A 19,417-nucleotide genomic window follows, 5' to 3' on the forward strand; every position below is an offset into this window, starting at 1 on the left:
GTTTTTTTTCTTTTTGTTAAATAAAAATCTGCCTCATTACTGAGACAGATTTTTTGTAGATTGTTTTTCAATTTACATTTATTTCCAGCCGCCACCTAAACTTTTGTAGATGTCGACTACGGCTGAAAGTTGGTTTTTTTTGGCTTCCACAAGTTCCATTTTGGCATCCAGAGCATCTCTTTGGTTCAGTAAAACTTCGAGGTAATTTGCACGCGAGTTTTTGAAGAGCAAGTTGGCGATTTCATTAGAATCGTCCAATGCTTTGGATTGCTGAGCTTTCAGTTGGTAGTAACCATCCATGTTTTTGATTTTCGATAGGAGGTTGCTCACTTCCAGATAGGCATTAACAATGGTTTTGTCGTATTCATAAAGCGCTTCAATCTGTTTTGCATCGGCCGTTTTAAAGTTCGCCTGAATGGCTGTTTTATTGATAATCGGACCGGCAAAATCTCCCACAATATTGGCTGCAAGTGATTCAGGCATTTTCAATAAATATGCTGGATTAAAAGCATCTAAACCTAATTCCGCACCGATTCTTAAAGAAGGGTAGAATTCTTTTCTGGCAGCTTCCACATCGAGTTTTGCGGATTGAAGTTCCAATTCGGCCGCTTTGATGTCGGGACGGTTATCCAATAATTCACTCGGCACCCCGGTATAGACTGTTTGAGGGATGAGCTGCATGAAAGTGTCTTTGTTTCTTGCAATCGGTTGAGGAAATCTTCCCAATAATGAATTGATGAGGTTTTCCTTTTCGGTGATTTGCTGGCGAAGGTCGAATTCTGATGCTTTCGACTTGGCTAATTCCGCTTCAAATTTCTTCACGGCCAGTTCAGTGGTCGCCATCGCTTGCTTCTGAATTTTTGAAATTTCCAAAGCTCTTTGTTGCAAAACAATATATTTCTGAATGATTTCTAACTGATTATCGAGCGAAAGAAGATCATAATAATTCCCTGCAACTTCGGAAATAAGTTGAGAAAGCACAAAATTTTTCCCTTCCACCGTGGAAAGATAATGCGCAACCGCCGATTGTTTTTCGGTTCTCAATTTATGCCAAATATCGACTTCCCAATCCGCAGAAATTCCGCCGCGATAATCTGGGAGCCATTCCGGAACATCTTTTTCGCCATCCATTTTGGTGGAAGCATCGCCCGCTCCGGAACTGGTGTAACGACCAACTTTTTCAACTCCGGCGCCTGCACCAGCTGTTACGGTGGGTTTCAGCAGACCGTTTTTGTACAGAACATTGGCCTTAGCGATTTCAATTTCCTGCAGGGTAATCATCAAATCCTGATTGTTTTTCAACGCAATATCGATGAGCTGGGTCAATTCGGGATCGGTGAAAAACTGTTTCCAGGGCGTTAATCCGGTATTTTGTTTCGAAGCATCCGTTGGTTGGTTCTGAAAATTCTGTGGAATTTCTTCTTTTGTATGATCCTCAACGACAGTTGCCATCGGGGCTTTACAGCTATCGAGCATTGCCGTTAATGCTAATGCTGCGCCTATATATATTAAATTAAATTTAGTCTTCATTACCTTGTATTAAACTTGTGTTGTGGTCATCTAATTCTTCACTCAATGGATTGTCTTTTTCATAATGTGACAATCTCGATTTTGCGGCAATTAATCCGAAAATATAATAGAGTCCCGGAACAAGGAATAGCCCAAAAACCGTTCCTAGAAGCATTCCACCTGCAGCAGCGGTACCAATTGTTCGGTTTCCTACTGCTCCCGGTCCGGTTGCCATCGCTAAAGGAAGCAAACCTGCAATAAATGCAAAAGAGGTCATCAAAATCGGACGGAAACGTAGGGAAGCTCCTTCCAAAGCCGCTTCGCGAACAGAAACGCCTTCGTTTTTCCTTTGTACCGCAAATTCGACAATCAATACCGCATTTTTTCCAAGCAAACCGATGAGCATAATCATCGCGATTTGGGCATAAATGTTATTTTCTAAACCAAATAATTGCAAGCAAAGGAACGCTCCGAAAATTCCGGTTGGTAATGATAAAATGATTGGCAACGGCAATACAAAACTTTCATATTGTGCCGATAAAATCAGGTAAACAAATCCCAAACAAACCAAGAAAATATAAATCGCCTCGTTGCCGCGCGACACTTCATCTTTGGAAATTCCCGCCCAATCGATTCCATAACCTCTCGGAAGGGTTTTGTCGGCGACTTCCTGAACCGCTTTGATGGCTTCTCCGGAACTGTAGCCATTTGCCGGGTTACCACTCACTTCCGAAGAGTTGTACATGTTGTAGCGCGTCATTTCCGAAAGTCCATAGCTTTTTTTCAAACTCATAAAATCGGAATATGGCACCATTTCATCCTTATTGTTTTTCACATATAATTTAAGCAAATCTTGCGGCATCGCGCGGTATTGCGGACCTGCCTGAACAATCACTTTATAAGGTCTATCGAATCGGATAAAACTAGTTTCATAGTTGGAACCAACCATCGTCGATAGGTTGTCCATTGCATTTTCCAGTGTTACACCTTTTTGTTGGGCAATATCATTGTCAACATTCAAAGTATATTGAGGGAAACTCGCGGAATAGAACGTGAAAGCTTCGCCGATTTCAGGGCGTTTTTTCAATTCCTTCACAAAATCTTTAGAAACCTGTTCCATTTTGTGATAATCTCCGGTTCCGGCTTTATCTAAAAGTCGCATCTCAAAACCTCCTGCAGCTCCATATCCCGGAATGGAAGGCGGTTGAAAGAATTCCAATTCAGCTCCGGTAATGTTTTTGCTTTTTTGCTCTAATTCTTTGATGATTTCTTGGGCAGAATGTTTTCGATCTTTCCAATCTTTCAAGTTAATCATACAAGTTCCGGAGTTGGCGCCGGTTCCTTCTGTTAAAATTTCAAAACCAGCCAAAGAAGAAACAGATTGCACACCATCTACTTTTTCTGCTACTTTTTGAAGTTGAAGCGCGATGCTGTTCGTTCTTTCCAAAGTAGAACCTGGTGGAGTTTGAATTATCGCGTAAATCATTCCCTGATCTTCTTGAGGAATAAATCCGGAAGGAAGTTTATTGCCCAAAAGATAGATGAATCCACAGAAAAGCAAGAGCAAAGGAAGCGTAATTACTTTTCGAGAAACCGTTTTGCTTAAAATATTCTCATATTTTTTCTGTCCACGGTTGAAAACGTTGTTGAATTGATCTAAAAATCGGTTAACCGGTGTTTTTTTGCGCTCTTTTCCATGGTTGTTTTTTAAAATTAAAGCACACAAAGCCGGTGTTAAAGTAAGTGCTACAATCCCCGAAAGGATAATCGCAGAAGCCATTGTAATGGAAAACTGACGATAGAAAACCCCAACCGGACCACTCATAAACGCAATCGGAATGAACACCGACGCCATTACCAAAGTAATTGCGACAATTGCTCCACTGATTTCGTGCATCGCTTTTTCTGTTGCTCGCAAAGGAGAGAGATTTTCCTGTTCCATTTTTGCGTGAACGGCTTCTATGACAACAATGGCATCATCCACAACCACCCCAATTGCCATTACCAAAGCAAAAAGTGAAATTAAGTTTAAGGTAATTCCAAATGCCGACATTACGGCAAATGCTCCAACCAAAGAAACCGGAACCGCAACAATCGGAATAATGGTGGAACGCCAATCTCCCAAGAATAGAAATACTACGATTCCCACCAAAATAAAGGCCTCAAAAAGGGTGTGTACCACTTTTTCAATAGACGCGTCCAAAAATCGGGAAACATCATAGCTGATTTTGTAGTGCATGCCTTTCGGAAGGTTGTGTTTTCCGATGTCTTCCATCAAAGCTTTCACTTTGGTAATTACGTCGCTTGCGTTGGAACCATACGATTGTTTGATGGTAATTGCAGCAGATGTTTTGCCATCCAAAGTGGTGTAAATATCATACATACTACTTCCGAACTCGATATCGGCAACGTCTTTCAGGCGGATAAATTGACCATCAGAATTGGATTTAATGATGATATTGCCGTATTGTTTTTCGTCGGTATATCTTCCGGGATATTTAATGACATATTCGAAAGTTGAAGATTTTTTACCAGAACTTTCGCCAGTTTTTCCCGGTGAAGCTTCCAAACTTTGGGCACTCAAAGCACTCATTACTTCATCGGAAGAAATGTTGTAAGCTGTCATTCGATCAGGTTTTAGCCAGATTCTCATCGCATAATCACGATTTCCTACGATATCGGCTTCACCAACACCGGGAATCCTTTGCAATTCCGGCAAAATATTGATGTCGGCAAAGTTGAAAACGAATTTATTATCCACTTTCGGATCGTCGCTGTACACATTTACATACATCAAAATGTTGGGTTCTTCACGCGTAATTTTCACCCCTTCACGAATAGTTAAAGGCGGAAGTTTGTTGATCGCTGAAGAAACCCGGTTTTGTACGTTGATGGCAGCAACATTCGGGTCGGTTCCCAAATCGAAAACCAGATTAATAGACGCTTCACCGTCATTTCCGGCGTCACTTTCCATGTATTTCATTCCGGGAACGCCGTTCATTGCTCTTTCGAGCGGAATAATGACCGATTTTACCAAAAGTTCGTTGTTGGCACCGGGATATTCTGCGGTAATATTTACTTTCGGTGGCGAGATCGAAGGGAATTGAGTAACTGGAAGTTTTAATAAAGATAAAACTCCGAGAAACACGATCACAAGCGAGATCACGATGGACAGAACTGGTCTGCGTATAAATTTTTTAAACATGATACTCTTTCTTTTTAGTTCGCTTTATATTGTAAATTCTTTAAAACTGAAGCAGGATTTTCAAATTTCACTTTCAGTTTTTGGTCGTCTTTCACTTTCTGAACTCCATCCAATAAGATTTTGTCATTTTCTGATAATCCGGAAGAAATAATATAAATATCCGTCAGTTCGTTCCCGATTTTCACTTCGCGAGATTTGGCTATTCCATTTTTATCGATTACAAAAACGTAAGTTTTATCCTGAATTTCGTAAGTTGCTTTTTGAGGAATAATGATCGCACCGATGAGCGGAACTTGCATTTGGATTTTCCCGGTTTCGCCATTTCTCAGGATGCTTTTGGAATTCGGAAACTTCGCACGAAAAGCGATATTCCCTGTTTCACCGTCAAATTCACCTTCCACGGTTTGTACATAACCGGTTTCCGGGAATTTTTCGCCATTGGCCATTACCAATGAAACCGGAGTTTTCTGGTTTTCAGAAGAATGCGTCATGTAATTGATGTATTCCGGTTCCGCGACATTGAAATAAGCGAAAATTCCGGAGTTGTCGGATAGGGAAGTCAGCAAATCGCCTTCATCCACCAAACTTCCCAATTTCAGTGGCAAACGGTTGATGATTCCGGAAAACGGCGCACGAATATTGGTAAACGATAAATGAATTTGAGCGGCTTTCATTTCGGCAACTGCGGCATCCAATTTTGCTTTTGCCATGGCTCTTTCTTGTGGAGAAACCACATTGTTTTTGGATAAAGTACTCGCGTTTTGAAGCTCAATTTGCGCTTGTGTAACTTCAGCTTTGGCTTTCATATAATCTGCCTGATAAAGCTGTGGCATGATTTGGAAAAGCACTTGTCCTTGATGAACATATTGGCCTTCATCTACATACACTTTTTGTAGAAAACCCTTTTCCTGAGCGCGAATCTCGATGTTTTTTACTGATTTAATTTGTGCTACATATTCTTTGGTAAGCGTGGTGTCTTTTTTTACCGGATTGGTAACGGGATAAACCGCATTTTCTTCTTTTTCTTCGGGTTTCTTCGAACACGAAACTGCTAATAATGCGCTGCACAATGCAATGCCTGAAAATAATTTAAACATAACCATGGTAAGTTTTTAAAAAGTATTATTGATTTTTTTTAATAAAAGAATTGGTGTAGAATTTCGAATGAAATAATACAGGGATTAGCATTGAATATCTATGATAATCAATGTTTTAATAACGGAAATTGAATTTTAAAGGCGTAAATTCTCCAACAAAATATATCGTCGATTGACGTTTCTGTTGAGTAGAAAAAGGGTGAAAGGAGACAAAGATTTCTCCCGATAAAGAAAATGAAGGGCTAAGTTGAACAAAACCACAACACTAGCAATAAATGAAATGAATGAATAATCGGAAAACTGGATATCATCATCAGTGAAATCCTGTTTAAATCCTTCTATATTGTGTTTTTGTGATTTTTCTTTTTCAAAAATCTTTAATGAAGGATTATGAATTTTGGAAAGCGATTGACCTACAAAAACCTTCATATCACTGCTAAAATCCACGGCGAAAATGTTTTTCAACAGGAACAGTAGAAAAATTACAGGAAAAAGGTAAGTAAGTGCTCTCTTCATTTTCGGCGCAAATGTACAGTGATTGTAGAATATAAAAGAATAGCATTAACAAAATTTAACGTTTTTTAAGGACTTTTGTTTCCTATTTTTATGAAATTATCAAACAGTAATAGTAATTTTCAAAGGGTTTCTATGAAAGACAGATTTCGTAATGATGATTTATCACCTCAAAAAAAATAAGTATTTTTGCGAAGCTTCAATTCGTTTTGTATTGTTAAAATATGCCATTATACCGAGATTTTTCCGATGATCATGCCACCATACTTCTTTGGAAATATGATGAAAATGAAATGCTGGATCCTCAGGAATTGTTGGAAAAAGAAAATGATGATCGGATTAAAGATTATCATCCGACCAAGTTGAAAGAGTATCTTTTGGTAAGAAAAATCCTGAAATCGGTGTTGCCGGATTATAAAATTCTCTATAATGGCCGCGAACCTTATCTTTTTCCGAAAGATTTCGAGATTTCAATTACGCATTCGTTTCCGTACGCGGCTTTGGCGATTTCTAAAAACAAAGTCGGAATTGATATTGAGCCATTTAATCCGAAAATCGTCAGAATAAAGCACAAATTTCTGCATGAAGAAGAGGCTGGTTTTATAGAAAAAGACAAGGAAGTGGCCTATCTCACGGTGATTTGGTCGCTGAAAGAGAGCATGTACAAGATTCACCATTCCAATTACTGGTCGCTCAAAAAGCACTATGAAGTGAAGCCTTTCAGTCTCGATTTTCCCTTCAATATTATGTGTAGGGTTCACGATGATCAGGTTTCAGATTTGTACAAAGCCCGGGTCGAGTTTTTCGACCATTATTGCTTCACCATTGTAGACTGAATTTCCGGTTCCAGTTTTTCCGCACATTTTCGTTGTTCCTTCGCTACATCATAGATCAACTCGAGGATTTCTCTAAGGTTTTTCAACTCTGTCAATCGGGTGATTCTGTTTGGATCTCGGCGGTCTGAAATGTCGTTTTCCATGATTTCCTTCTTCCGGGTTTCAAGGAGTTTTTCTACGGTGTCTTCAGGTTTTAGTTGACTTTCTTCCACAATATCACGGTGGTATTTTTTCTGGTTCAGGATGAGTCCGGTGCGCAATAATTCGGCAGAAATTTTACGGTTCCAGCTGTCGAAATCGATTTCAGGGTAATCTTTTGCCTTTTTGGAATATTGGGAAAACGAAGCGATATAAGCTGTAATCAAATGTGCGGTATTCACAAATTGATGCACCAATTCCATCTTTTTTTGTTGGTTTTTAGGATCGGAAATCATTCTTTGGAAATTATCCGAAAGGTTTCCGAGATCGATGATGGCGTCTTTTCTTTTAAGTTTATAATCCTGAATTCCTGCGTTTTCATTTTTAAAGAAATCCATTGCAGCATTGAAATATTTCAAGTTGCTTTTAGTGGTTTTTTGCATTAAAACTAAATTCTGCGTATGCTCCCAAACCGGTAATATAAAGTAAGAAACCGCGAATGCAACGAGACCTGCGATTGCGGTATCAAGAATTCGGTCTTTGAAAATAAGGTTCACATTTCCGGGTGTGAGGAAATTAAAAGTCAGGAAAATATAAATCGTCATGAACAAAACTGCCCAGAAATATCTGGCTTTCAGAAAGGTGAAACAAAGAATCATCGAAAGCAATAAAAGCGTAAAAAGAACGCTATTGTTATCGATAAAAAACAAGATAAGATAGGCCAAAACCGCTCCCACAACTGTTCCATATAATCGCAAAAGATTGCGGTGTTTGGTGGTAGAGTAGGCCGGTTTCATGATCGCGACGAGGGTAATGAGAATCCAGTAGGAATGTCCGATTCCCAAGAAACTAAGCTTTGAAATGGCGTAACCAATCAGCAATGCGATGGTGATTCGCACCGAATGGCGAAAATGCGAGGATTTCAACGAAAGATTATTGCGCAGCACTTTGAAATTGATTTTCTCTTCCGCAGTTACAAATTTTCGGTAATCTAAGCCTGTTGAAAGACTTTTTGCCAACTTAATATCTTGGGTAAATACTTTATAAATGGTTTTTATTTCGTCGGTGATATCGGTAATTCGCACCAAGATGAGGCGCAGAATCATGAAATCTTCGAGGTTTTCCGCATTCAGGCGACTGGTTCTCAAGTCGAAATATTGCTCGTAAATATTGCTTAATTCTTCATCAATTTTATAAATCGGTTTTGCTTTGGTTCCACCTTGTAAAGCGATTCCGATATTGCTAAGTTCTTCCGAAATTTTCGAAAGGTATTCGCTGATTGATGTTAAAAATCCGGTATTTCCGAAGGTTTCCTGAATTTTTCGGTAGTCGCTTTCGGAAGTCATCAGTTTTTCGTGAAGATCGATAGAATTTAGGAACATCAACATCAAAAGCCGGCTTGTCGTGGTAGATTCATTGACGATTTTCCTTGTCTGGAAAACAGTTTCTCGAGTTTCTTCCTGAAGATTTTTAATTTTAATTTGCTGAGAAATTACTTGCGAATGAAGTAATGAAAAATCGGGATTTGGCTGATAAAATTTAGATTTAATGTTGAGGTAATCGGCAAGTTCGAGATAGTTTTCGCCAATCATTTGCCCCGCCAATTTATAGGGTTGAATTTTTGAAACAATTAAAAAAATAAGCAAATACAAAACTGCGCCCGCCAGAAAGGTGAGCAAACTTTGAAATAAATTTTCACCACTGAGATGTCCATCAATGAAAATTCCTAAAACGACTAAAGAAAGCGAACCCACTGCGGCAAGTCTTTGTCCATAGATCCCAATCATTGAGAAAAACATTCCGAAGAAAATAATTTCAAGATAGATCAATACTGGGAATGTTTTTAGAAAACTCGCCACTAATGCTACCAAAAAGAATGAAATCACGGCAAGAATGAGTGCGTTTCTTCGGCGGATAAAGGGGCCAGGTTGATCGGTAAGTCCTACAAAACTGGTTGCCAGAGGAAGCAGGAAGTATTCTTTAAGCAAACCAAAATATGCTAGAATAATGCTCGGAACCACAATCGCCAGAGAAATACGAATCGCCGAATAAATATATTGGCTTGTTGTAAATTTTCTGAGTTGTGCGGCATAATTCATAGGACAAATTTAAGAGTAATTCTACAAAAAAAGCCCCAATTTCTTGAGGCTTTTCGTATTTTTTTTATTAAATAAAATTAATAGTCAGCGTTGGAAGAATCTTCACCGATATTCCAAGTAAGTCCGAATCTTAAGGTATTATCTAATGCTGAATTTACTTTGGAAGTGTTGATAAGGTAAGACATATCTAATCCGAAAGACTGGTATTTCAACCCAACTCCGACGGTAGCGTATTGTCTGGCTCCTTGTTGCTCACTTTCGTGGAAATAACCGCCTCTTAAAGCGAATGCATTGTCGTATTCATATTCAACAGCGCCACTGAACATAACACTTTGTGGGTTGCTGAATGATTTTCCGATTCCTTCAATTACTCCGACATTTGGAACGTTTCCGGTTTCATCCGGACCAGCAACCAATAATTTGGAAGCTTCAAAGTTTACACCTACTCGGTTCAAATCATCAATAAATAAATCGTAACCCGCTCCTAATCTTGCAGTAGTTGGAAGATAAGATCTGGATTCTTCATCACCGGTATAATCCAATCTTGGACCTAAATTTTGAATGGCAAAACCTGCTCTTGCACGACCTTCGAATTCATTAATACTCGTGTGTCTTTCCGATTGGAAATATCCTGAAACATCTACTGCGAAAGAGTTTGCAGGCTTCAATGTGTTATCAGAGTTGAATCCTCCGGATAAATCTGAACGAATGAAACGACCAGTTACCGCCATGGAATAATAATCTGAAAGCTTCAGACCATATGCCACATCGATGGAAAATTCGTTAGGTTTTACTGTTCCTGATGATATGTCCGGTGTTAGGATATCCCTTAAATCTACTTCTCCCATGTTAAAATAGTAAATACTAGCAGAAATAGTAGCTCTTTCTTCTTCTCCCAAAAATTGATGATAGGCACCGTAAAGCAAGAAGGTATCATTTGTGAGCTTATTCATGTATGGAGTATAATTAACTCCAATTGCAGAAGTAGTTTTGCTGAATGGGTATTTCGCAGCGTTCCAGAACTGTGAGAAACCATCAGTAGTAGTTGCGACCCCTTGATCTCCCATACCTCCAGCTCTTGCATCCGGGGAAATCCTTAGAAACGGAGCTCCGGTAAGTACAGGCTGAATTTGCGAATAAGCAGCTACACTTACTCCTAAACTTAGTCCTAAAAATAATTTTTTAGTCAATTTCATAAAGTCGTTTTTTATCGTTCATATTTTTTATTTTAAAATGACCATTTTTTCTACAGCGGTTGCGCTTCCTTTGCATTTGTCCTGATTTTGACTTTTCGCAAAGATTTTAAATATATAAGTTCCTTTTCCTACCGCATCCCCAAAATCATCTTTTCCGTCCCATTCAATAGCAGTTCTTGGAGTTCTATAACCTTGGTAGAACAGCTCAGCGGTAACCGAAGTACTTATGGTTTTAACTAGTTTTCCTGTGATGGTATAGATCTGCACATTCACGTCTAAAATATCATCGCAATTGTGCTCGAACTGTACGTAGGTTTTGCTGGTAAAAGGATTTGGCCAATTTAAGAGTTTATTAACAATTAAATTTTGGTTGGTTTCATCTTTAACCATAAAGTTTAACGTTTGAGTAGTTGCATTATTGTTGATGTCCCACACTTTAAAAGTAAGTTGATGAGCTCCAGGTGATAAATTTCGGAATGGGTAACTTACATTTCCTTTCTGATAATCAGATAAAGAAGGATTAGTACATCCGTTTCCGTCGCCGGAAAAATAGAAATCATTCAGCGCTACAGTATTGATAATTTGCCCGTCGAGAACCACGGTGATGTCGTGCCCAATTCCCGAACCGGTAGAGTTGATTCCCTTGTCATCGGTTACACAAGCCAAAAGCATTGGATTCTGATCGGTAATTCCGCCATCCGCAAAATTGGTATTGTTCATGTAAAGTTGAACTTTCGGCGCTTCATTATCATTGATTCCATCCGGATTGATTCCGCCAATTTTTTGAACTTGATTGCTGAAAACATCAAAAACTTTATTATCAGCATAAGCTAAAATTCTGCCGTCACCAATTTCATAATTAATGTCTTTTGGAACATAAAATTCCACCGTGAAAGTGCCATTTACCGCTTGACCGGAAGATTTCACAATCGATCCACCTTCTTCTGTGTAATTGAGAACGGGGTTCATTTTTGGAACTCCGTCGTTGTTCAATGTTTTTTTGTTGAGTCTTTTATCAAAGATATTAATCGCCACTCTTCCGTTAAAGGTATTGTCAATCGTTCCGTCGGCTTTGTTGATGCGGCCTTTCACTTTCACGAAATCCAATGCGCGCAACTGCCCGGGAACCGGAGATTCGATATTATCGATGGTTAATAATCTTTTCGGACGGCTCATTTTGGTCGCTGGATCACCTAATAAATTCACTTTCAAGTGGTCGGCATGAGCTCCTTTTTCAATTTTAGCCTTTAAGAAAGCATCTCCTAAACTTGTGAAATCGTCATTCACCAAATTAAAAAGATGTCGGGTGAAAATCGTGGTAAATACTTCGCCATATCCAACACCGATTGCGCGGCTGGAAGTAAGCATCATCGAAGCACCACCTTGTTTAGATTTCATCACTTGTTCTCCCGCAGAAAACGTTGCCGGATCGTCCCAAAGCGTGAATTCACAGGTGATGGTAGAAACCAGCGGAAATCTTGCGTAAACGTTATTGTAATTATTGAAATTCTGAATTTCATCTAAAGTTAAAACTCTTTCTTGCGCCCATCCGTTGATTCCTCCATGTCCGAAATAAAACAAATAAAGGCTGTTTCCTACATCATTTGCGATGGCTTGGTTTATTTGAGGATATCTTTGTCCACCAGCGGAAGTTTGCGCAGTGAAAGCGTCAAGATAAAGTTTTCTTACGTTGTATTCTTTTCTTAAATCACCAGTTTCAAAAACATTCACCAATGATGCGTTCATTGTATTATGGAAAGGAAATTGATTATCCGCATCATCATCCACGACGAAATCGAGTTTCATTCGCCACTCTCCAAACGGGGAAGGTTGACCTGGAAGTGCGTTGTTGTAAGCCAAAGCTTTGTCTATTAAAAGTTTCGCTTCGGAAAGATTGGCTGCAGGTAATCTTCCAACAGGTAAATCGGGGAGGGAAGAAGAGATCAACACATTATTGGCTAGTTGTGGCGAAGTCATTGTATAATAATCATCAGTCACAAATGAGTTGGCATAATCTCCACTTTCTTCACTTTGGTAAGAAGGAACAATATCCGAACCTGGATGGTTTCTTCCTCGGAAATCGTAGGAAGTATCACCGAGGATAAACATATATTTTAGTTTTCCTGTTGGTGTATTGAGTTTTGTAGCGAAATCGCGGATGGCAGTAATATCTTTGCTGCCACTGCTGAATTCGTTGTAAATTTTATTTACATCAACTACTGCAACGTTATATTTGTCTTGGTAATAGTTGGCCAATCTTTGTGCTTGTCCCATCATTTCTGAGGAGGTAATCATCAAATAATCGATGTTTTGCAAGCCTGAAAGATCTTGATTTTCAATTTTTCCCACAAAAGCAGGAACATAAGCATCACTATTTTTGAAAGCTACAAATTCGTTTACAAATTGGGTGTTGTTGGCAAGGTATCCAAAGCTGAAAGTGCTGTTGCTGCCTGATTTATTTACCTTTTTAGATGCATTGGTAATATCTGAAACCTGCCAAACTTGTTCGATCGCCGATGCATCGGAAATATTGAAAGTATATAATTCTGAACTTCCTTCATTGATGTCGTAGCTGCGGAAATTCATTTGAGAATTATTGAATTTAAGGTCTTCTTTATATTGAACTTCGGCGTAATCAAAATAGAATTTTCCGTTAGGATTTGCGGCAGTGTTTGGTGTGAAATTAAAGGTAAGTTGGTTCCCTTGTAAATTGGTTACGGTACCGTTGTACACCAATGGAATTGCCTCTTTTTTCTCGGTCGGAAAAATGGAGGAAATACCAGGATTTTGGTTGTTAATGGTAGTGGTGATTTGGTTTCCGGCAGATTGATATCCCAACACTCTGGAACGATATCGAATTACATCGCTGGATTGTATCGGCGATTTGGTGGTGAAACTAAGTGTTTTAGTTCCTGAAATGACATCTCCGGTCCAGATTCGACCGATTTTCATTAAATTGAATTTTTCTTCATTAATGAATTGAAAATCATCATAGCGTGAAATAATATTGGAATTCACAGCCTGATCGGTTTCCTGAACTCTTTTTCCGGGACCTAAATCAAAATTGATGAAATAATAGGCATAATCTTCATAAATATTGACAAAATTATACGGTTTATCTGTTCTGGTATCGATTCGTCTGCTCCCAATTCCGTTTGGATAATCATAGTTTTTATAAAGGTTAAATCCGTGTGGTCCTTGTGCATAAAATAAAGCATAATCACCGTCGTTCCAGGCGCCATCTTCTTCGCCAACCACCTGAATTGCATTTTCTTGTAAAGCCGAATATCTGAAATCCAGATTGTGTTCAGGCAGCATCACTCCGCCATTTCCATAAATTCTGAAATTTTTTGGGTTAATATTGGCAGGGTTAATGCCATTATCTCTCAGAAATTGAGCGGTTATTTTAAAAATTCCGGATTTATTTACTTTTATTTTATAGAAATTTCCACTTTTCAATGGGTTATCGGTGGTGCCGATTTTTCCCGACAACATTGAGCTAGGTTGGGTAGATTCAGTGCTATTTGCAATGGTAAAAGATGTTAATCTATAAATATTTCCTTTTTCCGATTTCAAGGCAGCAACTTTTACATTCGAAGTAATTTCCTGGGTGTAAGGATTGGTGTAATTGCTTATGCCTGCTTGATCTGTATTGGAAATATTGTAAATACTTAAGTCAAAAAGTTCTTTTTGGGAGACTTTTTCCCAAACTAGATTGGTTACGGTTTGATTTTTTCCTGAAAATTTTCCCTTATTGCTATAATACACGTTACCGTTTTCATAAGAAAAAGCATCATCCTGAAAATAGGGTACAGTGAGTTGATAGCTTCCGTAGTCTATCTTTTTTGAGCCCTGCCATTGGATTTTAACGGTTTGCGCTGTTGTTAAACAAATCAGAAAAATAATAAAAACGAAAGTAAAAATACTTTTCATTGTGTTTGAAGTTTCAGGATTACAAATTAAACGAAAAATAATAGATTTCTTATGAACAATAAAATTAATTTGTTAACGTTTTCTAAAAAAAGTAAAATATTAATTTCATTTATTAGAGAAATTCTTTTTTCTTTGTACCTTGATAATATCTATATACCAACTATGAATAAACTTAAGTTGTTTACGTTATTAATGTTCAGTTCTACTTTTATACTTACAAGTTGTGGTGGAGGTGGTAACGGTAAAAAGGGCGGTGGAACTACGCGATTTGTTAGTAAAACAGGATGGAAACCTAATGAACAAAATGGTTGGTTTTTTAGTGGAAAACAGCAAAAAGGATGGCCAGGAATGGTCTATGTAGAAGGGGGTACTTTTACGATGGGATTAGTGAAAGATGATGTAATGCGTGACTGGAATAATACCCCAAGAAGAATGCAAGTAACTTCTTTCTATTTGGGAGAGACAGAAATTACCAACTATGAATACCGTGAGTATGTAACATGGTTGAAATTTGTTTTTCCACCATCTAATCCTGATTATAAAGAAATTTATAATGGAGCTCTACCAAATACTTCTGTTTGGAATAATGAACTTTCAAGAAATGATTTTGCTGAAACTTATTTCTATAGCCCTCAATATGATTACTATCCAGTAGTTGGGGTTTCTTGGTTGCAAGCTTCAAGGTATTGTGATTGGTTGACCGATAGAGCAAATGAAAAAGTGTTAATGCAACAAGGAGTGATCTCTAAAAATTTTTATAAAAATGAATCAAATAATTTAGGTGCAAATTCATTTAGCCTAGATAAATTTAAAGAGAATGATCCTGATACTGAAGACTATATCAATACCCAAAGATTGAAACAACGATTTGGAATTAAAACAACAAACCAACGAATTATTGCAGCAAATAAAAATGTGTCAGATGGAGTAGTTTCTAGATTTCGACTCCCAACAGAGGTGGAATGGGAATTTGCAGCTTTAGGGATGGAAAAAGAAAGAAAGTACAATATGTACTTGAATAAAAAACCGGCCATAGAACAATTGAAAAGTCAAAGAAAGAAAGATAATGGTAAATATCTGGATAATTTTAAAATTGGAAGTGGGGATTATTCTGGAGCTGGAGGATGGGAAAATGGTTCATCAACGACATCGGATGTAAAACAATATCCATCTAATAATTTAGGGCTTTATGGAATGTTTGGTAACGTTGCAGAATGGACCGCAGATGTTTATCGACCTATTATAGATCAGGAAGCTAGTGATTTTAATTATTATAGAGGTAATGTGGTTCAGGAAGTTGTTAAAAATGCAGATGGGACATTTAGAAAAATTGTAAACCCTAAATATGATACTTTAGCTGACGGTAGACTACTTTATAGAGGATTACCTGGACAATATGAAAGAGAAGTTGTTGCTGATAACAGAAACTTCAAGGATGGTGATTTCCAATCTTCATTAGATGCAGGTTACGGTAGAGGTGAAGACAGTACCACAGCTGGCTACAACATGTATAATTCTAAACAAAAAAGATTTATCGTTGATGGCCGCGGTAGAGTAGTTCTTCAAAAAGATCCTGTATCCAGAACAACCAGAGTATCTAACGAAGTAAGAGTTATCAAAGGTGGTTCTTGGTTGGATGGTGCTTATTGGCTAGATCCAGGACAAAGAAGATACCGTGATGAAGCTAAAGCTTACGGTTGGGTTGGTTTCCGTGTTGCACAGGATGCTAAATCTGCCGGAAAAGGTAGAACTAAAAGATAATTAGTATAAAATATTTCCCAAATCCTTCTGTTTTTGCAGAAGGATTTTTTATTTTTGAAAAATGAATGTAGCCTCTTTTTATCCTCTTTTTCTGCAAGCAGGAAAAGTAACCATCGACAGCAGAAAGATTGAATCTAATGATATTTTCTTTGCTTTTTCCGGAGACAATTTCAACGCAGCTACTTTGGCTGAAAAAGCTGCTGATGAAGGAGCTTTAGCGGTAATTGTAGAAGATCAGGCGTTTGAAAATATAGAACGTAACATTTTTCATGTGCCTTCTACATTGGTTTTTCTTCAAGAATTGGCGATTCATCACCGCAACCAGTTGAAAATTCCAATCATCGCATTGACGGGAAGTAACGGTAAAACTACTACCAAAGAAATCATCCACGTGGTTTTATCTCAGAAATATAATTTGCAATATACTTTTGGAAACTTAAATAATCATATAGGAGTTCCGCTAACCTTGCTTTCTATCAAGCCCGAACACGAAATGGCGGTAGTAGAAATGGGTGCCAATCATCAAAAAGAAATTGAAATGCTGTGTAAAATTGCACAACCCAATTTCGGTTACATTACCAATTTTGGGAAAGCGCATCTTGAAGGTTTCGGTGGTTTTGAAGGAGTTATTAAAGGAAAATCTGAAATGTATGATTATCTGAAAAGCCATTCTCAAACTATTTTGGTGAATGAAAATGATCCGATTCAGGTTGAAAAAACAGAAAATTATTCCCCAAAAATTACTTTTGGTAAAGCAAATTCTGATTATCTGTTTGAAGAATTTTCTACTGAAAATTTTGTAGGTTTAAGTTTTCAAGGTCAAAAAGCGCAATCCAAACTTACCGGAAATTATAATTTTACCAATCTTTGTGCTGCAGCGAGTTTGGGATTCCATTTCGGTTTAAATTTTGAGCAAATAAAAACCGCAATCGAAAATTACACGCCTACCAATATGCGTTCTCAAGTATTGCAAAAAAACGGGAAAACATTTGTGTTAGATACTTATAATGCCAATCCGAGTTCGATGGTGGAATCGTTGAAGAATTTCAGTACTTTCGAGGGTAGCAAAACGGTGATCATCGGCGATATGTTGGAATTGGGCGAGGAGTCTGAAAAGGAACATCAGGCGATTATGGCGCTTGCAGAATCATTGAATTTTGATGAAATCATCACGGTAGGAAAGCACTTTAAAAAAGCCAATCAAATCTCCAGATCTTTTGAAAATACTCAGGAATTTTCACAGTATTTGGTGTCGGAGCATATCAAATCAGAAAACATTCTGTTAAAAGCATCGAGAGGAATTGCGCTTGAGAAAATTCTGGACCTAATCGGTTAATTTAAATCCCAATAATCATTCAGCACCAATTTGATATTCTGGAAAGTAACAGGAAAGACTTCTTTCATAATCGCTTCTTGGTTTTTCCATGATACTTCAGAAATTCCCTCTTCGATCTGGGGTTTCGGCGTTTCGCTGCCCACATATTGCATTCTGAACCAATAAGTGGTTTTCAGGATTTTTTCGCCGTTTCTTTCGGTGTAAATGTGAAAAGTATTGTTGAGGAATTCTTCTAAAATAAGTTCCGATAATCCGGTTTCTTCTTCTACTTCACGCAGTGCAGCTTGTTCCAGAGATTCACCTTTTTCGATTTTTCCTTTCGGTAAATCCCATTTTCCGATTCTATGAATGAATAAAATTTCACCATTTTTATTGTTGACAACGCCTCCCGCAGCTTCAATCACTCTGAACATGTGGGTAAAATCTTCCCAGATTTCTTCAATATTTTCCCCATATACATTCAGTTCCGGGCATGAAGTATTTTGCAGAAGATCAATCGCGATTTCCAGAGTCGCAAAACCCTCGAAACGGAGCTTTTTTTCCACGTTTTCTGGGTATTTACTAAGCGTTAATTTTTTTTCATTCACAAAAACTTTATACATTTGCAACCATTTAATCTCACAAAAATATAAAAATGAATTTAGAAGGACGCAAAATTATTGTAAATAAATCTGTAAGCGAGTTAGTAGGGATGTTGAAAAATCCTGAAGATTATAAAAATCTGATGCCCGAATCTTTGCAGAACTTCGAAGTAAGAGACAACGGATTCAAATTTGGTTTAAAAGGAATGCCCGAAATCGCCCTTAAAATCGATGAAGTTACCGAAAACCAAGTTTTGCTTTCTTCCGCAAGCTCAAGTTTGGATTTCTTGTTGAAAGGTACAATGAATGCTTTGAATGAAAATCAAACCGAAGTTCAGTTGTTGTTTGAAGGAAAATTCAATCCGTTTATCAAAATGATGGTAGAGAAACCGCTTCAGAATTTCATCAATACCCTTACCGATAATATCGAAAAGTTGTAAAAGAAATTTTAAAAACAAAAAGCCCTGAAAGTATAATTTTCAGGGCTTTTTTTATGAATGGGTGTAATTTGCAAATGCTTCTTCTAAACTGCCGTATTTCCCTTTAAATTCATCAATTTGGGAATCCTGAATGATATTTCCTTGGTGAATGAGAATCACCCTTGAGCAAAGCGCTTCCACTTCCTGCATGATGTGGGTGGAAAGAATAACGGTCTTTTGACGCCCAATTTCCTTAATCACATTACGAATTTCAATGATTTGGTTGGGATCCAGACCATTGGTTGGTTCATCGAGAATCAGCAAATCCGGTGAATGCAAAATTGCCTGTGCAAGACCAACTCTTTGCTTGTAACCTTTTGAAAGTTGCGATATTTTCTTGGATTTTTCTGGTGTAATTCCCACCAATTCAATCACTTCATCAATTCTTTCTTTAGAAATTTGATGAATGTCCGCAACGAAATTCAGGTATTCTTTTACATACATTTCTGGGTAAAGCGGATTGTTTTCCGGCAAAAAACCCATTTTTTTCTTCGCGCTAATTTCGTTTTTGGTAATATCTTCTTCGTTGAACAAAATATGCCCTTCATCAATTTTCATCGCACCGACAATCGATTTCATCAGCGTAGATTTTCCGGCTCCATTGGGGCCTAAAAGCCCGATGATTTCGCTATTTCCGATCTCGAGGTTGATGTCGTTTAAAGCAACTTGATCTCCGAAATTTTTTTTTAAATGAATGATCTGAAGTGACATGAATTGTTTTTCTGTTGGTTGCA

The 19,417-nt window shown here is 37.9% G+C and carries 13 protein-coding genes; 4 read left to right on the forward strand and 9 right to left on the reverse strand.

The genetic code is table 11. The features are described 5' to 3' along the window. Positions 1–78: 78 nt before the first annotated feature. The 4 genes from NOV28_RS01175 to NOV28_RS01190 all read right to left on the reverse strand — a co-directional run bounded on the left by NOV28_RS01175 (position 79) and on the right by NOV28_RS01190 (position 6,327). Positions 79–1,530, reverse strand: a complete 1,452-nt coding sequence (locus NOV28_RS01175; protein WP_255926710.1) for a TolC family protein — start codon at positions 1,528–1,530, stop codon at positions 79–81. After that, positions 1,520–4,714, reverse strand: a complete 3,195-nt coding sequence (locus tag NOV28_RS01180) for an efflux RND transporter permease subunit (RefSeq protein ID WP_255926712.1) — start codon at positions 4,712–4,714, stop codon at positions 1,520–1,522. Before NOV28_RS01180 ends, NOV28_RS01175 begins: the two co-directional genes overlap by 11 nt. Positions 4,715–4,728: 14 nt before the next feature. Next, positions 4,729–5,811 carry an efflux RND transporter periplasmic adaptor subunit gene (locus NOV28_RS01185; protein WP_255926714.1) on the reverse strand — a complete coding sequence of 361 codons (1,083 nt, stop codon included), beginning with the start codon at positions 5,809–5,811 and terminating at the stop codon, positions 4,729–4,731. Between the two features lie 135 nt (positions 5,812–5,946). Beyond that, the gene (locus NOV28_RS01190; protein ID WP_255926716.1) at positions 5,947–6,327 is read right to left on the reverse strand and encodes a hypothetical protein; all 381 of its coding nucleotides are present in this window, start codon (positions 6,325–6,327) and stop codon (positions 5,947–5,949) included. Positions 6,328–6,548: 221 nt separating this feature from the next. Between NOV28_RS01190 and NOV28_RS01195 the strand changes: the two genes are divergently transcribed. Then, complete coding sequence (locus tag NOV28_RS01195; RefSeq protein WP_255926718.1) at positions 6,549–7,160, forward strand: 4'-phosphopantetheinyl transferase family protein; 612 nt, start codon at positions 6,549–6,551, stop codon at positions 7,158–7,160. On the opposite strand, the gene NOV28_RS01200 is transcribed toward NOV28_RS01195, so the two are convergent. From NOV28_RS01200 to porU, 3 genes are all read right to left on the reverse strand, one after another. Continuing rightward, positions 7,136–9,397, reverse strand: coding sequence for an FUSC family protein (locus tag NOV28_RS01200; RefSeq protein WP_255926720.1), 2,262 nt, complete (start codon positions 9,395–9,397; stop codon positions 7,136–7,138). The two genes, NOV28_RS01195 and NOV28_RS01200, sit on opposite strands and share 25 nt — an antisense overlap. A gap of 77 nt (positions 9,398–9,474) precedes the next feature. Further along, the gene (gene porV / locus NOV28_RS01205) at positions 9,475–10,593 is read right to left on the reverse strand and encodes a type IX secretion system outer membrane channel protein PorV (protein ID WP_255926722.1); all 1,119 of its coding nucleotides are present in this window, start codon (positions 10,591–10,593) and stop codon (positions 9,475–9,477) included. Positions 10,594–10,620: 27 nt separating this feature from the next. Next, a complete protein-coding gene (gene porU, locus NOV28_RS01210; protein ID WP_255926724.1) occupies positions 10,621–14,526 on the reverse strand; it encodes a type IX secretion system sortase PorU in 3,906 nt (1,301 codons plus the stop codon). A gap of 162 nt (positions 14,527–14,688) precedes the next feature. On the opposite strand from porU, the gene gldJ reads away from it, so the two are divergent. Further along, positions 14,689–16,287 (forward strand): gliding motility lipoprotein GldJ, encoded by a 1,599-nt coding sequence (gldJ, locus tag NOV28_RS01215; RefSeq protein ID WP_255928670.1) that lies wholly within the window; start codon positions 14,689–14,691, stop codon positions 16,285–16,287. A gap of 61 nt (positions 16,288–16,348) precedes the next feature. Next, positions 16,349–17,623: a UDP-N-acetylmuramoyl-tripeptide--D-alanyl-D-alanine ligase gene (locus NOV28_RS01220; protein WP_255926726.1), complete on the forward strand. Its 1,275-nt coding sequence runs from the start codon at positions 16,349–16,351 to the stop codon at positions 17,621–17,623. Here the strand turns inward: NOV28_RS01220 and NOV28_RS01225 are convergent. Beyond that, positions 17,620–18,225, reverse strand: coding sequence for an NUDIX hydrolase (locus NOV28_RS01225; RefSeq protein ID WP_255926728.1), 606 nt, complete (start codon positions 18,223–18,225; stop codon positions 17,620–17,622). The two genes, NOV28_RS01220 and NOV28_RS01225, sit on opposite strands and share 4 nt — an antisense overlap. 32 nt (positions 18,226–18,257) lie before the next feature. Between NOV28_RS01225 and NOV28_RS01230 the strand changes: the two genes are divergently transcribed. Further along, on the forward strand, positions 18,258–18,644 hold the full coding sequence (locus tag NOV28_RS01230; RefSeq protein WP_255926730.1) for an SRPBCC family protein: 387 nt from the start codon (positions 18,258–18,260) through the stop codon (positions 18,642–18,644). A gap of 51 nt (positions 18,645–18,695) precedes the next feature. Here NOV28_RS01230 and NOV28_RS01235 read toward each other — a convergent pair whose 3' ends face one another. Continuing rightward, entirely contained in the window at positions 18,696–19,394 is a 699-nt protein-coding gene (locus NOV28_RS01235; RefSeq protein ID WP_255926732.1) for an ABC transporter ATP-binding protein, read from the reverse strand. Positions 19,395–19,417 lie beyond the last annotated feature (23 nt).

The sequence above is a fragment of the Kaistella montana genome (genome assembly GCF_024436175.1).
In the GTDB taxonomy this organism is placed as follows: domain Bacteria; phylum Bacteroidota; class Bacteroidia; order Flavobacteriales; family Weeksellaceae; genus Kaistella; species Kaistella montana.

Excerpts from the sequence above, each read along its gene's own strand:
- NOV28_RS01175 (WP_255926710.1), bottom strand. The coding sequence starts at position 1,530 with ATGAAGACTAAATTTAATTTAATATATATAGGCGCAGCATTAGCATTA.
- NOV28_RS01180 (WP_255926712.1), bottom strand. The coding sequence starts at position 4,714 with ATGTTTAAAAAATTTATACGCAGACCAGTTCTGTCCATCGTGATCTCG.
- NOV28_RS01185 (WP_255926714.1), bottom strand. The coding sequence starts at position 5,811 with ATGTTTAAATTATTTTCAGGCATTGCATTGTGCAGCGCATTATTAGCA.
- NOV28_RS01190 (WP_255926716.1), bottom strand. The coding sequence starts at position 6,327 with ATGAAGAGAGCACTTACTTACCTTTTTCCTGTAATTTTTCTACTGTTC.
- NOV28_RS01195 (WP_255926718.1), top strand. The coding sequence starts at position 6,549 with ATGCCATTATACCGAGATTTTTCCGATGATCATGCCACCATACTTCTT.
- NOV28_RS01200 (WP_255926720.1), bottom strand. The coding sequence starts at position 9,397 with ATGAATTATGCCGCACAACTCAGAAAATTTACAACAAGCCAATATATT.
- porV (WP_255926722.1), bottom strand. The coding sequence starts at position 10,593 with ATGAAATTGACTAAAAAATTATTTTTAGGACTAAGTTTAGGAGTAAGT.
- porU (WP_255926724.1), bottom strand. The coding sequence starts at position 14,526 with ATGAAAAGTATTTTTACTTTCGTTTTTATTATTTTTCTGATTTGTTTA.
- gldJ (WP_255928670.1), top strand. The coding sequence starts at position 14,689 with ATGAATAAACTTAAGTTGTTTACGTTATTAATGTTCAGTTCTACTTTT.
- NOV28_RS01220 (WP_255926726.1), top strand. The coding sequence starts at position 16,349 with ATGAATGTAGCCTCTTTTTATCCTCTTTTTCTGCAAGCAGGAAAAGTA.
- NOV28_RS01225 (WP_255926728.1), bottom strand. The coding sequence starts at position 18,225 with ATGTATAAAGTTTTTGTGAATGAAAAAAAATTAACGCTTAGTAAATAC.
- NOV28_RS01230 (WP_255926730.1), top strand. The coding sequence starts at position 18,258 with ATGAATTTAGAAGGACGCAAAATTATTGTAAATAAATCTGTAAGCGAG.
- NOV28_RS01235 (WP_255926732.1), bottom strand. The coding sequence starts at position 19,394 with ATGTCACTTCAGATCATTCATTTAAAAAAAAATTTCGGAGATCAAGTT.